Genomic DNA, 18170 nt, shown 5'->3' with positions numbered 1-18170 from the left:
TATTATCTTTCCGCTTATTGCGCCGTGAATTGAATTGCATCCCCAACATAGCGATTATCCGGATAAGGTGATCCTGTCATCTGTTCCCCGGACTGCCGAGCCAACTGCAAGTTGCCGCTGACAGCACCAGCGGATTCAGGCTTCACCACACCAGGAGATGCTCCCCCAGTGCTGTTGCCCAAACTGCCACTACTGGTCGCCGATGAGTTGCGCGCTGTCGCAGTCTCTGCACCAGTAGTCACGCCGGTGCTGGCCTGCTCTGGCAGATTGAAGCTAGCAACACTCGGGTTGAAAGGCAGCCCCCCCAGCATTGAAAAACTGGAGGCATTGCTGTTTTGCCCGTTAGCCGGTAGCTGTTGCACACTGATCACCGGTAAGGGATTGATGGTTAATATCCCCGGCTGGTAGGCAATGCTGTAGTTGGAAAGACCGGAACCTGTGGCATTGGAGACGCTAATGACGTAACTGCCAGCAGCAGTCTGGGACGTGGTAGACGTTGCCCCGCCTGGTAAGGTTTCCGTGAGACCGGTGACACTATCGTTCCCGAACAGCCCTGTAGTCGTATAGCCGGACAGCACATAAGGCACACCGGCCGTGGAGGTTTGATTTGCCGCGGTAATCGTGAGTGCAGCCGGCACCACGGTGAGACCACCCGTACCGCCAGACACGGTGTAGTCCGAATTGCTAAGGGTCAAGCCACTCAAGGTGGTCAGTTGCTGGCTACCAACCATCATGCCGGTCATACCAGCGGTGCCGCCCACGGTCACGCTGTCACCGTTGATCAGGTTGCTCACCGTCAGGTTGCTGCCTTGTGCCGTGCTCGTACCGTTATAGGTTTGACTGCCGGTCAGGGTGACGGCCAGCGGGTTGATCGTCATGCTGCCCGACGCACCGCTCAGGGTGTAGTCGCTATCACTCAGCGTCAGGCTGTTGAAGCCTGACAAGCTGCGGTTGCCGGCATGGATGCTGTCCAGGGTGGCGGTGCCGCCCACGGTCACGCTGTCACCGTTGATCAGGTTGCTCACCGTCAGGTTGCTGCCTTGTGCCGTGCTCGTACCGTTATAGGTTTGGCTACCGGTCAGGGTGACGGCCAGCGGGTTGATCGTCATGCTGCCCGATGCTCCGCTCAGGGTGTAGTTGGAATTGTTGAGTGTCAGGCCGTTGAAACCCGACAGGGCGCGACTGCCTACATGGGCACTCGCCAGAGTGGCGGTGCCACCCACAGTCACGCTGTCGCTACCAACCAGGTTGCCAATCGACAGGTTGCTGCCCTGCGCGATGGTGCTGCCGTTATAGGTCTGGCTACCAGACAGGGTGACTGCCAGTGGCTGAATAGTCAGCGTACCATTGGTATTGCCGCTGGCGGCAAGCACATAGTTGGATGCCCCCGAACCGGTAAGACCGGTGACTTTCTCTACATAGCTACCCGCAGCTGTATTGGCGGCCAAAGTCACACTGGCACCACCTTGGGTAAAGGCCCCCACGGTGCCAAACACTTGATCATTATTGAGGATGCCACTCAAGGTGGCGCTCCCCAGGGTCGCCAGTGTGCCGTAAGTCGAGAAGGCATCGGCAACTGAGTAGTTCAACGAGGTATAGAGCACTGCAGGTTGCAGATTGAGCGTGCCCGTGTGGTACTGGATGGTGTAATTACTCAGCCCGGTCCCAGTAGCCGCCGATGGGGTGATCGTGTATTGACCCACTGCAGTAGACGCTGTGGTTGCCGTCAAATTGCCAGGTATCGTTTCAGTCAGACCGGTAATGGCATCACTGTTGACCAGACCAGTTTGTGTGTAGCCGGTGTTTAACGCCGTCGACAGTGTATATGGCGTCCCATAGGTGGCGGTTTGATCGCTGGCGGTGATGATCAAGGTCGCCGGGTTCACTGTCAATTGGCCGCTATTGGTGAATGTGGTTGCACCGTAACCGTTGCCAACAGTTAGCGTTCCTGCAGCACCGCTAATGGTATAGGGGCCACCAGCCACGGTGGCAGCCACACCGGCACCACTTGATGACATGCTAGGCGCACCGCTGTACACCATGGCGGCAGTGTCGGCCAGATAGGCGCCACTTACCGCAGGCTGCAAACCGGTAATGGTGTAGTCAGACTGGATAGCAGAAGAGGCATCAACGCCATATGTCTTGCTGTCGTTAGTACTGGTGACCGTCAAATGCGGCTGATAGGCAAAAACGTAACGATTGCCGCTGGCACTCACCGATGCACCTGCTGCGGTATTCCACACCGCCGTGTTATTACTGTCCAGATTGCCGAAAGTATCCCCGCTCGGGCCAGCCGAATACACCAGCCAAGTGCCATTGGGAACAGATAGCGCACTTGCCCCCGCGTTATTGATGAAGTTACCGCCGGTTTGCAGCGTAATCGTGCCGTTGCTTGCGCTAGCAGTCAGTGCAGCGCCGCTCGACAAGGTAATCGATCCGTTCTGGGTTCCGAGGTTTTTCACCGAGATACTGCCAGCATCGATACTGCTGGCCAAAGTGATATTACCGGCCGTGCTGTTGGTGTTACCAGCTCCATTATCAAGCGTAATGTTCACCATGCCGCTGCCTGCTGACAGGTTGGCACCGGATGCGACCGAGATGGATGCCGCACCACTATCGCGATCTGCATTGACCACGTTATGGGAAGCGGTGTCGTTTGCAGTCAGCGTCAAATCACCATTGCCGGTGTCGATGGCTGCATTGACCGCTATGCTGCGGCCTGCATCCAGTGTCAGACCCGCCGTGGAGCCTGCATTGGCAGAAATCGCGCTGTTGACGGTGATGTCGTTATTGGCCTGCAGCGTGACCGAAGTACCGCTGTTAAGGGTTTGCAAAATCAGGCTGGGCGCAATGGTAACGTCGAGCCCTGACATGAATCCATAGGTGAACAAAGTAGGGTCAGTAAACGCCAGCGTCACCGTGCCGCTGCCATCACCCGGTCGCGCCACCATGAATTGCTTGGCGCTGTTGAGCGCCGATACCGTCTGGCTGTAGTTGGCGGCTACGCCGCTCAGGCTGTTGCCGGTGCTGACGGTGCCGGTGATGCCTCCGGTGGAGTTGCTCCAGGTTGCCGCACCAAGGCCGCCGTTCCAGTTCGGACTGGAAATCACATAATCACCGCCGGACAGGAGCGTAACACCGCCACTGCCTACCTGATCATCAGCGCTGCCACCGATCAGGCTGTTACTGGCTGATACAGTCCCAGTCACCGAGCCACCTTGACTGACATAGGTGACCGCACCGGCCTTGCTGTTCCATTGGGAGCTGAAAATCAGGTAATTGTTGCCGCTGAGGTACTGCATGCCACCATAACCAACCTGGTCGCCGCCCGTCGTCGAAATCGAAAACGTACCATTGTCTTGGGCATAGTTTGACAAGGAACCAGCCGTTGAACCAACCAGGCTGTTGCTTGAACCAACTACCCCTGTCGTACCAGTGCTACCGTTGCCGAAGGAGACGGCACCACGGTTGTTGTTCCACAAAGGGCTGAACACGACATAGTCGTTATTGGCCTGTACGACGACATTGTTCATCCACAGATTCTGGTCGCTCTTGTAGAAATAATTGGCAGAGCCGCCAGTACCAATCGCGTCGCCGTTCTCATACTGCTTATAAACGAAACCAGCGTAGTTATAGGTATTGATGGTGCCTGAATATTGGCCAACCAGACTATTGGCCGAGGACACCGCCCCTACCGTTGCCGATGAGGGATTGATAAAGGAGATCGCCCCCTTGTTGCCTCCCCACAACGGACTCAAAACCAGGTAATTGCTGCCGCCATTATTGGACAGGGTCAGAATGCCGCCAGAACCAACCTGGTCGCCGCCGAACAGACCGACCTGGCTACCACTGACCAGACCGTTGAATTGAGTAGAGGCAGTGGAGCCGACCAGACTATTGCTGGCACTCACATTGCCGGATGTGGTCTGCGATGCCGTCATCAGCGTGACGGCACCTTTCTGCTGGGCCCAGTTGGGGCTGAGCACGACCCAATCACCATTGCTCAGATTGACGATGCCACCACTACCAACTTGGTCGCCGCCAAGATTGTATGGATTGTTGCCACCCAGTATCGCCGTGGTACCAACAATACTGTTGCTGGAACTGATGCTGCCTGTCACGCCCGTGCTGCCACTGCCACGGGTCACCGCGCCACGATAACTGTTCCACACCGGGCTGAGCACAACATAGTCGTTGTCGCTCAGACTGACCACACCACCAGAGCCCACATTGTCGCCGCTGCTGCTACCCACCAGGCTATTGGATGACGATACCGCACCGCTTATGCCAGTCGTTCCCGAACCGAAGGTGACTGCACCTTGATGGCCATTCCAGGCAGTCGCAGTCACCACATAATTACTATTATTAAGCTTGGTGACGCTACCGACCTGGTCTCCACCGCTGATGGAGTTCTGGTGGTAGGTGACATCGTAACCAGTAGCCGAGCCTGCCGTGCTACCCACCAGCGAATTGCTGGACGATACCGCGCCCGTCAAGGGTGAGGTCAGCGACATGAAGGTAACCGCACCAGTGTTGCTGCTCCAGTTGGTACTGGACACCACGACATTGCCGTTACCCAGATCAGTTACCCCGCCAGAGCCAACCGCATCCCCGCCATAGTAAGCACGGTAACCATAGTTGGAGGTGTAGTAGGTGCCGCCACCGCTGTCACCAATGCCTTGGGTTGTCCCCACCAGACTATTGGCGGCACTGACGATACCAGTCACCCCGCTACTACCGTTGCCAATGGTCACCGCACCACGCCCATGCCCCCAGGCAGACGAAACCACAGCGTAGTAGCCGTTGGACAGCGCAATCACACTGCTGCCAACACTGTCACCGTTGTAATAACCATAGCTGGTACCGCTATTGGTACCGTTATAACAGTAAATGGTACATGTAGCGGAATACAAGGTTCCCGCATTACCAACCAGGCTATTGGAAGCGCTGACTGCACCAGTCAGTCCCGCACTTTTATCAATCAGCGTTACCGCACCCGCGTTCTGGTTCCAATACGGGCTATCCACCACAAAATTGCCGTTACTCAGAATGGTGATGCCACCATAGCCAACCTGATCACCACCCAAGTTGTTATCTGCGGCAATTGTTCCATTGGAGCCAACCAGGCTATTGGATGATGAAACAACACCCGAGACGCCACTGGCAGAGCTACCAAGCGTCACCGCCCCCTTCCCGGTATCCCACTGCGGCGCGATGGAAACGTAATTATTGTTGGGTAGCAAGTTGACGGTGCTGCCAATCGCATCGGTCGGCTTAGTGCCCACCAAGCTGTTGCTGGACGACACCATGCCGGTCAGGCTGCCATTCGCACCTACCCAGGAAATGGCACCCGCACCGCCACTCCAGCTCGGGCTAAGGATCAAGAATGGCTTGGTGGTATCGTTGACCAGAGCAGTACCGATGTAATAGTTGTTGTACCAATTCTGATAATTAAGGAACAACAAGCCGCCACTACCAACTTGGTCATTGGCATGCGACCCCTGCAACGCCGACATCAGCGCGCCCGTAGTGCCGTTATAAAAATATACCGACCCGGCACCGCTATTGCCGGCTACCGTGTCGCTGGGTTTGGTCACCACGTAGCTGCCATTGCTCAGTTGCACCGCAGCCGTACCGAAACCGGAGCCGGAACCGGCATTCGGATCGATCAGATTGGCACTGGCAACATCCCCGGCGCTGGCGCTAATGGTAATGTTCTTCGGATCCAGCAGCAGTTTGCCCGCGGTTCCTGCGGTAGCGCTTGCATTGGCGACACCGCCATAGACCAGCCGGTCGCCACTCGACACTTCAATCAGGCCACCATTACCTTGCTTGCCAGCCTGTGCGGTCACGGATCCCAAGAAGGTGGTCTTCGTATTTGACCAGACCACAACCTGCCCGCCATCACCAGCACTGGTGGCATTAGCGGCCAGGGTGGTTGACGCATTGACGACGGTGGTATCCGCCGTTTGTGAACCACTGCCATGCAGCCCGCCACCGATATTGATGTGGCCCCCGCCCTGCACACCATTCGCTTCAAAATCAGCGGCGGCAAGCGCTACCCGCTGGCCAAGTGCAGAAATCGTGCCGCCGCGCTGACCGCTGGCAGTCACTTTACCGGAGCTAAACACGTTCGCCGTGCTTGCCAGCTGCACGGTGCCTGCCACCCCGTTGGTGCTATTGGCCGAGGTTTTTGCCGACGCGGTCTGAATCAGACTGTCCTGGGTTGACAAAGCGACTACTCCACCCTGCCCCTCAAGACCATCCGCACTGATCGTGCCGGACTGTAACAAACCAGCCGCTTGCACAGTGACATTGCCACCACTGGTGCCGTCAGCATGCATGACACCAGACTCGATAACCTGCCGTCCAGAAACCGTGATGCTGCCAGCCGCACCACTACTCGACGACGCAGTCATTGTGCCATCCAGCGAAATCACGCCGTTACTACCATTGTGATCCGCTGCAGCCTGTACGCTTATCGAGCCACCCGCACTACCTGCACCAGCAGCAGATGCATCCAGCGTCGCACCACTGGCTACCTGAACCGTGCCACCTGGCGCAGACAACCAGATCTGCCCACCCTTACCACTTACTTCGGTGGCACGAATCAGGCCTTGAGTATTACCCGCAAGCGCATACACATTCCCATTCTCGGTTCGAAGCTCCGCCGCAGTCGCCTGGAGCAGCCCGGCATTGGTCACCGAGGTGGAAGTGCCACCAAGTCCGATGACAAAGCGTCCATCCTGATCGGCCTGGTCTTTCACCAGTACCTGATAACCACCCAGCAAGCCAACCCGACCATTATCCGCCTGAATATTGCCTTGATTGGCCACCTGGGCCGCAATCAACACCACATCGCCGCCGGAAGCACCAATCTTGCCCAGATTGGTCACCGCGGCATTGGAATTGCCACTGAAAGCCAGCGGACCACCAGCCATGAAATTGTTGTTGGACAGATCCTGAGTAGAAGCAACAAAGCTGCCGCCCACCCGGACTTCACCATTGCGACCAATGATGACCCCAGACGAATTAATAAGGTATACGCTGCCTGAACTTGTCAGCAAACCATCGATAAGCGAGGCCGGAGCTCCTGCCGCTACGCGGTTAAGCGTTGCACCCGAGCCGTTGTTGAAGCGGACGGCTTCGTTGCCCGCAATCGAAAACGACGACCAGTCGATGATAGCGCGGGCAGTATTCTGGTTAATCGTTGTGGTACTGCCGGATGCGGCAATTGACGCACTGCCTGCCGAAACATTCCCCCCGACAGGAGCCGCCTCGGACAATGCGGAAGCCAATACCAGAGACAGCGTCACCAGACTACGGCAGGATGAACCACCCTTGCGTCGGCTGCGCGCAGTCTCTGCCACCACGACATAACAACCGCGACTGTCATTCCATACCGTGCGATAGGCGCTGTTCACCCTGGTACTCCTTAATTAGTGTGATAAACGAACTTACTTGAAGCAAAGGGACCACAGCCGCCATCGATAGCTCTTCGTCATGCAACGAGGACATGGAAGCAAATGACTACCTATCTGGAGATAGCGTCTATTGCTTCCGAGTACGCGATACAAGGATCAACACCCGGCTAGCACCATAGAGGTAAAAACATTTGGTAATGCGGACCCAACAACATCCAGTGCTGAGTCAAATCAAACTACTTCACACGCGACAGCAACTCGCTCATAGTCAAAAAGCATTTAATCATGACAAGATGTACCAAGTGCATAATTAATGACATTTAAATATGCAATCAGACCAACACCTTCCACTCACATAGCAGTCAGAGTTGACCAGTTCTGCATACACTGCATCACTTTAAGAACTATGTTGATTTAACTTACCCAAGATGAGAGTACTAATGACATTTCATTAAATGACAATGTTTTTTATATCATGGTGCGATATCAGTCAAGAATTATTCCAAAAGAATAACGATTATCAAAGCCATTCAGATCTACCACCGTGGTAGATCCTGAATCTCCCCAGCTCTTATGTCCGCATTGGTGACCATTGTCGTACTTGGAAACAAGCAATCGTGTTGATACAGCTCATGACTGTCTGGAACGCAAGCACACCAGCTTGCAAAGCCGCTGCGGCCATCTCGGCAAATCTGCTATGCAAAAAGAAAAGGGGCCAACGGCCCCTTTTACTTGATCAGACTCCGACAGACTTTACTTGCTCTAGTCAGAAGCCTGCCCGGTGATTACTCCACCGTGACGGATTTTGCCAGGTTGCGCGGCTTGTCCACGTCGGTGCCGCGGGCCAGGGCTACATGGTAGGCCAGCAGCTGTACCGGGATGGTGTGCACAATGGCGGACAGCACGCCGACATGGCGCGGGGTCCGGATGACGTGCACGCCGTCCGACTCGCTGAAATGGCTGTCCAGATCGGCAAACACGAACAGCTCGCCACCGCGGGCGCGCACTTCCTGCATGTTCGACTTCACTTTTTCCAGCAGCGCGTCGTTGGGGGCAATCACCACCACCGGCATGCTTTCGTCCACCAGCGCCAGCGGGCCGTGTTTCAGCTCGCCAGCCGGGTAGGCTTCGGCGTGGATGTAGGAGATTTCCTTGAGCTTGAGTGCGCCTTCCAGCGCAATCGGGTAGTGCAGGCCACGGCCGAGGAACAGGGCATTTTGCTTGGCAGCAAACTTGTCGGACCAGGCCTTGATTTGCGGCTCAAGATTGAGCGCATGCTGTACCGAACCCGGCAGCTGGCGCAGTGCTTCCTGATAATCGTGCTCGGCTTGTGCATCCACGCGGCCGCGCAGCTTGCCCAGCGTTACCGCCAGGGCAAACAGGCCGACCAGCTGGGTGGTGAAGGCTTTGGTGGAAGCCACGCCGATTTCGGCACCGGCGCGGGTGTAGAACACCAGTTCGCTGGCGCGCGGAATGGCAGATTCGCGCACATTGCAGATGGACAGCGCCATGCAGTGGCCCAGTTCCTTGGCGTACTTCAGCGCTTCCATGGTGTCCAGGGTTTCGCCGGACTGGGAGATGGTGACCACCAGATGTTTGGGGTTGGCAAAGGCGTCGCGGTAACGGTATTCGCTGGCAATTTCCACATCGCAGCTGATGCCGGCAATGCTTTCGATCCAGTATTTGGCGGTCAGGCCGGCGTAGTAGCTGGTGCCGCAGGCCAGAATCTTCACGCCTTCCACTTGCGGCAGCAGTTCGGCCGCACGCGCACCAAACAGCCCGGCTGCAAAGCCGTTTTCCAGCACCGCTTCGATGGTGTCGGACAGGGCCTTGGGTTGTTCGTGGATTTCCTTTTGCATGAAGTGGCTGTACGGGCCCAGTTCCAGCGAAGCCAGCGATACGTCGGATACATGCACGGCACGCTCGATCACCTGATCGTTCTTGTCATGCAGTACCACGCTGTCACGGGTAAGCAGGCCGATATCGCCCTCTTCCAGGAAGATGACTCGACGGGTTGCGGACAGGATGGCAGACACGTCGGAGGCGATGAAGTGTTCGCCTTCGCCCAAGCCCACCAGCAGCGGGCAACCCATGCGGGCGCACACCAGTTCGTCCGGGCGGTCCAGCGCGATGACGCCGATAGCGTAAGCACCCGTCAGTTGGCGGGTGGCTTGCTTCACGGCATCAAACAGGCTGACACCGCCTTGATAGTAGTGGTGCACCAGATGGGCGATCACTTCGGTATCGGTCTGCGAGGTGAATTCATAGCCCAGCGCTTTCAGTTGCTGACGCTGTTCTTCGTGATTTTCGATGATGCCGTTATGCACCACGGCAATCTTGTCGAAGGAGATGTGCGGGTGGGCGTTGTGCTCGGTCACACCGCCATGGGTGGCCCAGCGGGTGTGGCCAATGCCCAGCGTGCCTTGCAGGCCTTCTGCCGCTGCAGCGGCTTCCATTTCGGCCACACGGCCGACACGGCGCACGCGGCTGATGGCATTACCGGTATGCACGGCGATACCGGCGGAATCATAACCACGGTATTCCAGGCGTTTGAGGCCATCCACCAGAATGGAAACCACATTACGCGCCGCAATGGCGCCAACGATGCCACACATTATTTTCTCCTTGCACTATCGTTGCCAGCGGGCGCGCAAATCAGCGTGATGCCCTTGGCCTGAATGATGTCCCTGGATTCCGCCGGCAGTGCCTCATCGGTAATCAGGGTGTGAATGGTGTGCCACGGCAATTCCAGGTTGGGAATGCGGCGGCCGATCTTGTCCGACTCCACCATGACGATGACTTCGCGTGCGACTTCCGCCATCACGCGTGACAGGCCCACCAGTTCGTTGAAGGTGGTGGTGCCACGCTCCAGGTCGATGCCGTCTGCACCGACAAACAGCTGGTCGAAATCGTAGGAGCGCAATACCTGCTCGGCTACCTGGCCCTGGAAGGATTCGGAATGCGGGTCCCAGGTGCCACCGGTCATCAGCAGGGTAGGTTCGTTTTCCAGTTCGCGCAGGGCTGCCGCCACGTTAAGCGAATTGGTCATCACCACCAGGCCGCGCTTGCTGCCCAGCAGCGGAATCATGCCGCTGGTGGTGGTACCGCTATCGATGATGATGCGGTTGTGGTCGCGTATGCGCTCCGCTGCCGCACGGGCGATATCCAGCTTGCGGTCGGACACCTGGCCCACTTCCGGCTCCACTGCCATTTCACTGGGCAGGGCAACCGCTCCGCCATAACGGCGCAGCAGCAGGCCACCGGTTTCCAGCAGGGCAAGGTCTTTGCGGATGGTGACTTCTGAAGTGGCAAAACGCCGGGTCAGCTCATCGACACTGACTTCACCACGCTCTTGCACCAGGGTGGCGATGGCATGGCGACGTTGCTGGGTATTTCGTTTGGTCATTGAAACGTTTCGTTTCGAAAGTTTCTTCATGATATCGACTCGATATGCCGATATCAATCATCAGAACCGTAAAATTTGTTATTTTTCTTTTGCAACGAAAGAAATGCCACAGTTTTGCTGACAGACGGCAAATGAAAATGCCCGCCGGGCTTTCTTGTGGAAAGCGCAGCGGGCATGGTGTGCATCCTGCCGGGAATCAGCTCTTTTTCTGCGGACGCTTCCAGCCTGGAATGCTGACCTGACGCGCACGTGCCACGGTCAGGGTATCGGCCGGGGCGGTGCGACTGATCACCGAACCTGCCCCTACAGTAGCACCGGCTTCCAGCGTAACCGGGGCAACCATCAAGGTGCCGGAACCGACAAACACATTGTCCTGGATGACCGTCTTGAACTTGTTCACGCCGTCGTAATTGCAGGTGACGGAACCGGCGCCCACATTCACCTTGCTGCCGATTTCAGCATCGCCAATATAGGTGAGGTGATTGACCTTGGAACCCAGGCCAACCGTGCTCTTCTTGATTTCGACAAAATTGCCGACATGTACTTCGTCAGACAATGCCGCACCCGGACGCAGGCGCGCATACGGGCCGATGCGGCAATCTGCCCCGACCACGGCATCTTCCAGATGCGAGAACGCGGCGATACGGGTGCCTGCCGCGATCTTGACGTTTTTCAGCACGCAGTTGGCACCGATCTCGACATTGTCACCCAGCTCCACCACGCCTTCGAACACACAATTGACGTCGATGCTGACATCTCGGCCATGCTGCAATTGGCCACGGATGTCGATACGCGCCGGGTCGGCCAGCGTGACACCGGCAGTCAGCAGCTCGCGCGCCTGGTTCTGTTGCAGGATGCGCTCCAGCTCGGCCAGTTGCAGCTTGTTATTCACGCCGGCAGCTTCCCACGAAGCCGACACGCTGGCGCTTTCCACCGCCACGCCATCCGCCACGGCCAATGCCAGCACGTCGGTCAGATAATATTCACCCTGGGAATTGCCATTGCGCAGTGCCTGCAGCCAGCCAGAGAGCTGGCGGTTGGGCAGCACCATCATGCCGGTATTGATTTCACGGATGGCCAGTTGCTCCGGCGTGCAATCCTTGTGCTCGACAATGGCCTTGAGCTTGCCGTCGTTGCCACGCAGCATGCGGCCATAACCACTGGCATCTTCCAGCACGTCGGTCAGCACCGCCATGCCATCGCCAGCAGCAGCAATCAGTTGTTGCAGGGTTTCGCTGCGGGTCAGCGGTACATCGCCATACAGCACCAGGGTCTTGCCTTCGCTGGGCAGTGCCGGCAAGGCCATTTTCAGTGCGTGACCAGTACCCAGTTGTTCGGCCTGCTCGGCCCAGACAATGTCTTCATCCTTGATAGCCTGGCGGACCTGATCGCCACCGAAACCATATACCACTACCAGCCGCGCCGGATTCAGGCTGCGGGCCGTGGCGATGACGCGGGCGAGCATCGGCGCACCACCGATCGGGTGCAAAACTTTGGGTTTGGCGGAGTACATGCGGGTACCCTTGCCCGCTGCCAGAATCACGATATTGAGGCTGTCCATGCGAACTCTTTGCTGACCAAAAATGAAAAAGGCTGCCACAAAAGTGGCAGCCTGCAACTATACACGAATCGTTCCCGCGCTTTTAGTGCACACGCTTCTTGAGGTAGTCCAGCGCCTTGAGCTGGGCAATGGCGGCTGCCAGGGCAGCGTGAGCCTTTGCCGTGCTCAGGTCGTCGGTAGCATGCTGCAGAGATTCTTCTGCTGCACGCTTGGCCTCATTGGCGCGCGCTTCGTCGAGATCCTCGCCGCGGATCGCCGTATCAGCCAGGACGGTGATGTGGGTGGGCTGTACTTCCAGCATGCCGCCGGAGACAGCCACCAACACTTCTTCCTTGCTGCCCGGTACGGTCATGCGCAGCACACCGGGCTTGATACGGGTCAGGAGCGGCACGTGTCGCGGATAAACACCGATCTCACCTTCCAGCGCCGGAGCGACCAGAAACTCGGCTTCACCCGAGTAGATGAGTTGTTCGGTGCTGACCACTTCCACATGCATCTTGGACATAAGCCCTCTCCTTAATTAAAGGGTCTTGGCTTTCTCAGCGGCTTCTTCGATCGCGCCAACCATGTAGAACGCTTGTTCCGGCAGGTGGTCGTATTCGCCAGCGAGAATTGCCTTGAAGCCCTTGATGGTATCGCGCAGGGAGACGTATTTGCCCGGGGAACCGGTAAACACTTCAGCTACGTGGAAGGGCTGGGACAGGAAGCGCTGAATCTTACGCGCACGTGCCACTACCAGCTTGTCGTCCTCGGACAGTTCGTCCATACCCAGAATGGCGATGATGTCGCGCAGTTCCTTGTAGCGCTGCAGCGTGGATTGCACGCCACGGGCTACGGAGTAGTGCTCGTCACCAACCACCAGCGGGTCCAGCTGACGGGAAGTGGAGTCCAGCGGGTCAACGGCCGGGTAGATACCCAGGGCCGCGATGTCACGGGACAGAACCACGGTAGCGTCCAAGTGGGCGAAGGTGGTTGCCGGAGACGGGTCGGTCAAGTCATCCGCAGGTACGTATACGGCCTGGATGGAGGTAATGGAACCATCCTTGGTCGAAGTAATACGTTCTTGCAGACGGCCCATTTCTTCGGCCAGGGTCGGCTGGTAACCCACTGCGGAAGGCATACGGCCCAGCAGAGCGGATACTTCGGTACCGGCCAGGGTGTAACGGTAGATGTTGTCCACGAACAGCAGAACGTCACGGCCCTTGCCGGAAGCGTCCTTCTCGTCACGGAAATGCTCGGCCATGGTCAGACCGGTCAGTGCAACGCGCAGACGGTTACCCGGCGGCTCGTTCATCTGGCCATACACCATCGCAACCTTGTCCAGTACGTTGGAGTCCTTCATTTCGTGGTAGAAGTCGTTACCTTCACGGGTACGCTCACCTACACCAGCGAACACGGACAGACCGGAGTGGGCCTTCGCGATGTTGTTGATCAGTTCCATCATGTTCACGGTCTTGCCTACACCGGCACCGCCGAACAGACCAACCTTACCACCCTTGGCAAACGGGCAGAGCAGGTCAATCACCTTGATGCCGGTTTCCAGCAGGTCGGTAGCGGAAGACAGCTCGTCAAACTTCGGAGCGGACTGGTGAATGGCGCGACGTGCGTCGGTAGCCACCGGACCAGCTTCGTCAACCGGGTTACCCAGTACGTCCATGATGCGACCCAGAGTGGCGCTACCAACCGGCACCGAAATCGGTGCACCGGTATTGGCTACAGCCATGCCACGCTTCAGGCCGTCCGAGCTACCCATCGCAATGGTACGGACCACGCCGTCGCCCAGCTGTTGCTGGACTTCGAGCGTCAGGTCAGCGTCAACCAGCTTCAGGGCATCATAAACCTTCGGCATGGCGTCGCGCGGGAATTCCACGTCGATCACCGCACCAATGATTTGTACGATTTTGCCTTGGCTCATTATCGGTTCCTAAACATTTAACTTTTACAGTCTGTGTAACGGCTTACACCGCTGCGGCACCAGCCACAATCTCAGACAGCTCAGTGGTAATTGCCGCTTGACGGGCCTTGTTGTACACAAGGCGCAGCTGCTTGATCGTATTACCGGCGTTGTCGGTTGCAGCTTTCATGGCCACCATACGCGCTGCCTGTTCGGAAGCCATATTTTCGGCCAGAGCCTGATAAACCACCGACTCCAGGTAACGCTTGACCAAGAACTCCATCAGGCTGGGTGCATCCGGTTCGTAGAGGTAATCCCACGAATGCGAGTGCTCCACCACCATGTGTTGCGGAGTCAACGGCAGGAGCTGTTCGAGCGTCGGTTCCTGTTTCATCGTGTTGATGAAACCGGAGTAGACGATGTAAACCGCGTCCAGTTCGCCTTCAGCGTACTGTTTGAACAGCACTGTAAGCGGGCCAATTAGTTTGTCCATCTTCGGCACATCGCCGAGCTGGACTGCGCTTGCCACAACATTGAGGCGAGCACGCTGGCAGGCAGCAACGGCCTTCTGGCCGAGGCAGCACACGTCGATTTCGACGTTCTGTTCCTGCAGTTCCTTGACCTTGGCATAGAAGCGCTTGAACGAGTTCACGTTCAGGCCGCCACACAGGCCCTTGTCAGAGGAAACCAGGATGATACCAGCGCGCTTGACAACGTCACGGCGTGCAAGCAGTGGATGACCAAGATCCGCGTTTGCCTGAGCAAGGTGCGCCATAACCGTGCGCACCTTCTCAGCATAAGGACGGGCAGCGCGCATACGCTCTTGCGTTTTGCGCATCTTGGAGGTTGACACCATTTGCATCGCGCGAGTGATCTTCTGCGTGTTTTGCACGCTTCGGATCTTGGTGAGAATCTCTTTACCGACTGCCATTCCTGAACCTTTCTTTAGCTACGACGTGAGTCGAAAGGCTCAGTTGAAGCTGTAGCCAGCCTTGAACGATTCCATCGCCTTGGCCAGTACCTTCTCGTTGTCGCCGGACAGGTCGCCCGAAGCGTTAACGGCGGCCAGCAGGTCGCTGTGGTTCGCACGCACGTAAGCGAGGAACTCAGCTTCGAATGCCAGGGCCTTCTTCACCGGAACGTCTTCGTAGCTGCCCTTGTTCACAGCCCACAGGGTCAGTGCCATTTCGGCAGTGGCCAGCGGCACGAACTGCTTCTGCTTCATCAGTTCGGTAACCACTTCACCGTGTTGCAGCTGCTTGCGGGTAGCTTCGTCCAGGTCGGAAGCGAACTGCGAGAACGCAGCCAGTTCACGATACTGGGCCAGTGCCAGACGGATACCGCCACCGAGCTTCTTGATGACCTTGGTCTGGGCCGCACCACCCACGCGGGATACCGAGATACCGGCGTTGATGGCCGGACGGATACCTGCGTTGAAGAGGTCGGATTCCAGGAAGATCTGGCCGTCGGTAATGGAAATCACGTTGGTCGGAACGAAGGCGGAAACGTCACCAGCCTGGGTTTCGATGATAGGCAGTGCGGTCAGCGAACCGGTCTTGCCCTTCACTTCGCCGTTGGTCAGTTTTTCCACTTCATCCGCGTTGATGCGGGAAGCGCGTTCCAGCAGACGGGAGTGCAGGTAGAAAACGTCACCCGGGTAAGCTTCACGGCCCGGCGGACGACGCAGCAGCAGGGAGATCTGACGGTAGGCAACGGCTTGCTTGGACAAGTCATCGTATACGATCAGCGCATCTTCGCCACGGTCGCGGAAGTATTCGCCCATCGCGCAACCGGAGTACGGGGCGATGAACTGCAGGGCAGCGGCTTCGGAAGCGGTAGCAGCAACGATGATGGTGTGACCCAGTGCACCGTGCTCATCCAGCTTGCGTACCACGTTGGCAATGGAGGATGCTTTCTGACCTACGGCAACGTAGATACAAACAACACCAGTGCCTTTTTGATTGATGATGGCGTCCAGAGCAACGGCAGTTTTGCCGGTCTGACGGTCGCCAATGATCAGCTCACGCTGGCCACGGCCTACCGGTACCATGGAGTCAATCGCCTTCAGGCCGGTCTGCATCGGCTGGGATACCGACTGACGCGCAATCACGCCCGGCGCGATCTTTTCGATCGGGCTGGACAGCTTGGCGTTGATCGGACCCTTGCCGTCGATCGGCTGGCCCAGGGCGTTGACAACACGGCCCACCAGTTCCGGACCTACCGGCACTTCCAGAATGCGACCGGTACACTTGACTTCGTCGCCTTCGGAAATGTGTTCGTACTCACCCAGAACCACGGCGCCGACAAAGTCGCGCTCCAGGTTCATGGCGAGGCCGTAGGTGTTGCCCGGAAACTCGAGCATTTCGCCCTGCATCACGTCTGCCAGACCGTGGACACGAACGATACCGTCGGTCACGGAAATTACCGTACCCTTGGTACGGACTTCAGCGCCTTCAGCCAGGTTCTGAATCTTGGCCTTGATCAGATCGCTGATTTCAGAGGGGTTCAACTGCATGATCTCTCCTAATTCTTGAGGCTTGCCGCCATGGCTTGCAGCTTGCCGCGCACGGAACTGTCGATGACATCGTCACCGACCAGCACGCGCACACCACCGATCAGATCGGCATTGTCACGCACATCAAGACGTACGGTTTTGCCGTACTGCTTGGAAAGCGTGCTGGTGAGTTCGGCTTTCTGTTCTTCGGTCAGCGGGAACGCCGTTTCAACTTGCGCATCAACGATGTTTTCCGCTTCGGCCTTGAACAGCTCAAACTGACTGGCGATATGCGGCAGCAGCATCAGGCGGTGGTTCTCGATCAGGGCGACCAGAAAGTTTTTCACGCTTTCGTTGGTACGCTCGCCGAGGACTTCCAGCATCAGCGCCTCAACCTCTTTTGCGGTATGTTTCGGATTGGTGACAACTTCAACCATATCCGGGTTGTTCACCATGGCAGCCAGCCACGCAAGCGCATCGGACCACTGGTCCAGCGTACGCGTTTCGGTGGCGAGGCTGTATACCGCTTCGGCGTAGGGCCTTGCGACGGTAATGAGTTCTGCCATGAGTTAATTAAAACTCCGCTTTGATGGAGGAAAGCAGGTCGGCGTGCTTGGCTGCATCGATCTCTTTGCGCAGGATCTTCTCTGCGCCGATAACGGCCAGCTGGGCTACCTGCTCACGCAGGGCCTCCTTGGCGCGCATCACTTCCTGATCGATCTGACCCTTGGCGTCAGCCACAATACGGGCACCTTCGGTGCTGGCATTGTCTTTGGCTTCGTCCACGATCTGGGAGGCACGCTTCTCAGCAGCAGTAATGATTTCCATTGCCTGTTGCTTGGCTTTGCGGAGTTCGTCCGCAACGCGCTTTTCAGCAGCTTCCAGATCTTGCTTGCCACGTTCTGCAGCGGCCAGGCCGTCTGCAATACGCTTGGCACGCTCTTCCATCATATTGGTAAGCGGAGGCCAAACAAACTTCATGGTGAACCATACCAGGATGGCGAACGTGATCGCCTGGCCCAGTAGTGTTACGTTAAATTCCACGCTTGTTTTCCTCCAGAGAATGACTTCTACACAAACCGTTTACTGGCTAAAAATTAGCCACCCAGAGCTGCTTTGGCAGCGGACAGGAACGGGTTGCTGAAGGTGTACAGCATGGCAACACCCACACCGATCATGGAGATCGCATCCAGCAGACCGGCGATAATGAACAGCTTGGTTTGCAGAACCGGGATCATTTCCGGTTGACGGGCGGAGGCCTCGAGGAATTTGCCACCCAGAATGGCGAAACCGATAGCAGTGCCGAGAGCGCCAAGGCCAATGATCAGAGCAGCTGCGATAGCGGTCATCGACTGAATCTGAGAAACGAGTGCTTCCATTATGTATCTCCT

11 protein-coding genes are annotated in these 18170 nt (G+C 57.2%); all 11 read right to left on the bottom strand.

Features of this window, described 5'->3' with window-relative positions:
• Window positions 1-14 precede the first annotated feature (14 nt).
• The 11 genes from DKK66_RS09165 to atpE all read right to left on the bottom strand — a co-directional run bounded on the left by DKK66_RS09165 (window position 15) and on the right by atpE (window position 18158).
• Complete coding sequence (locus DKK66_RS09165) at window positions 15-7424, bottom strand: MBG domain-containing protein (protein WP_131360929.1); 7410 nt, start codon at window positions 7422-7424, stop codon at window positions 15-17.
• A gap of 785 nt (window positions 7425-8209) precedes the next feature.
• Window positions 8210-10039 (bottom strand): glutamine--fructose-6-phosphate transaminase (isomerizing), encoded by a 1830-nt coding sequence (gene glmS / locus DKK66_RS09160; RefSeq protein ID WP_131357331.1) that lies wholly within the window; start codon window positions 10037-10039, stop codon window positions 8210-8212.
• A complete protein-coding gene (locus tag DKK66_RS09155; protein ID WP_045847709.1) occupies window positions 10039-10830 on the bottom strand; it encodes a DeoR/GlpR family DNA-binding transcription regulator in 792 nt (263 codons plus the stop codon). The genes glmS and DKK66_RS09155 overlap by 1 nt, the downstream gene beginning before the upstream one ends.
• A gap of 196 nt (window positions 10831-11026) precedes the next feature.
• Window positions 11027-12391 (bottom strand): bifunctional UDP-N-acetylglucosamine diphosphorylase/glucosamine-1-phosphate N-acetyltransferase GlmU, encoded by a 1365-nt coding sequence (glmU, locus tag DKK66_RS09150; protein WP_131357328.1) that lies wholly within the window; start codon window positions 12389-12391, stop codon window positions 11027-11029.
• 82 nt (window positions 12392-12473) lie between these two features.
• A complete protein-coding gene (locus DKK66_RS09145; protein WP_045847707.1) occupies window positions 12474-12896 on the bottom strand; it encodes a F0F1 ATP synthase subunit epsilon in 423 nt (140 codons plus the stop codon).
• A gap of 15 nt (window positions 12897-12911) precedes the next feature.
• Window positions 12912-14306, bottom strand: a complete 1395-nt coding sequence (atpD, locus tag DKK66_RS09140; protein ID WP_045847706.1) for a F0F1 ATP synthase subunit beta — start codon at window positions 14304-14306, stop codon at window positions 12912-12914.
• 43 nt (window positions 14307-14349) lie between these two features.
• On the bottom strand, window positions 14350-15216 hold the full coding sequence (gene atpG, locus DKK66_RS09135) for a F0F1 ATP synthase subunit gamma (RefSeq protein ID WP_045847705.1): 867 nt from the start codon (window positions 15214-15216) through the stop codon (window positions 14350-14352).
• Window positions 15217-15255: 39 nt separating this feature from the next.
• The gene (gene atpA / locus DKK66_RS09130; RefSeq protein WP_131357325.1) at window positions 15256-16800 is read right to left on the bottom strand and encodes a F0F1 ATP synthase subunit alpha; all 1545 of its coding nucleotides are present in this window, start codon (window positions 16798-16800) and stop codon (window positions 15256-15258) included.
• A gap of 8 nt (window positions 16801-16808) precedes the next feature.
• Window positions 16809-17345, bottom strand: coding sequence for a F0F1 ATP synthase subunit delta (locus tag DKK66_RS09125; RefSeq protein ID WP_045847703.1), 537 nt, complete (start codon window positions 17343-17345; stop codon window positions 16809-16811).
• Window positions 17346-17352: 7 nt separating this feature from the next.
• Window positions 17353-17823 (bottom strand): F0F1 ATP synthase subunit B, encoded by a 471-nt coding sequence (locus tag DKK66_RS09120; RefSeq protein ID WP_045847702.1) that lies wholly within the window; start codon window positions 17821-17823, stop codon window positions 17353-17355.
• A gap of 53 nt (window positions 17824-17876) precedes the next feature.
• Window positions 17877-18158 carry a F0F1 ATP synthase subunit C gene (atpE, locus tag DKK66_RS09115; protein WP_045847701.1) on the bottom strand — a complete coding sequence of 94 codons (282 nt, stop codon included), beginning with the start codon at window positions 18156-18158 and terminating at the stop codon, window positions 17877-17879.
• Between the last annotated feature and the right edge of the window lie 12 nt (window positions 18159-18170).

Origin of the sequence: Aquitalea sp. USM4, assembly GCF_004328945.1 — a bacterium.
Classification (GTDB): Bacteria; Pseudomonadota; Gammaproteobacteria; order Burkholderiales; family Chromobacteriaceae; genus Aquitalea; species Aquitalea pelogenes.
The sequence above is the reverse complement of the archived record's forward strand: the minus strand, read 5'-3'. Positions and strand labels throughout refer to the sequence as shown.

What these genes read in the sequence shown, in the direction of transcription:
- atpG (WP_045847705.1), bottom strand. Translation starts at nt 15,216, where the DNA reads ATGGCAGTCGGTAAAGAGATTCTCACCAAGATCCGAAGCGTGCAAAAC.
- DKK66_RS09125 (WP_045847703.1), bottom strand. Translation starts at nt 17,345, where the DNA reads ATGGCAGAACTCATTACCGTCGCAAGGCCCTACGCCGAAGCGGTATAC.
- DKK66_RS09155 (WP_045847709.1), bottom strand. Translation starts at nt 10,830, where the DNA reads ATGACCAAACGAAATACCCAGCAACGTCGCCATGCCATCGCCACCCTG.
- atpE (WP_045847701.1), bottom strand. Translation starts at nt 18,158, where the DNA reads ATGGAAGCACTCGTTTCTCAGATTCAGTCGATGACCGCTATCGCAGCT.
- atpA (WP_131357325.1), bottom strand. Translation starts at nt 16,800, where the DNA reads ATGCAGTTGAACCCCTCTGAAATCAGCGATCTGATCAAGGCCAAGATT.
- glmS (WP_131357331.1), bottom strand. Translation starts at nt 10,039, where the DNA reads ATGTGTGGCATCGTTGGCGCCATTGCGGCGCGTAATGTGGTTTCCATT.
- atpD (WP_045847706.1), bottom strand. Translation starts at nt 14,306, where the DNA reads ATGAGCCAAGGCAAAATCGTACAAATCATTGGTGCGGTGATCGACGTG.
- glmU (WP_131357328.1), bottom strand. Translation starts at nt 12,391, where the DNA reads ATGGACAGCCTCAATATCGTGATTCTGGCAGCGGGCAAGGGTACCCGC.
- DKK66_RS09145 (WP_045847707.1), bottom strand. Translation starts at nt 12,896, where the DNA reads ATGTCCAAGATGCATGTGGAAGTGGTCAGCACCGAACAACTCATCTAC.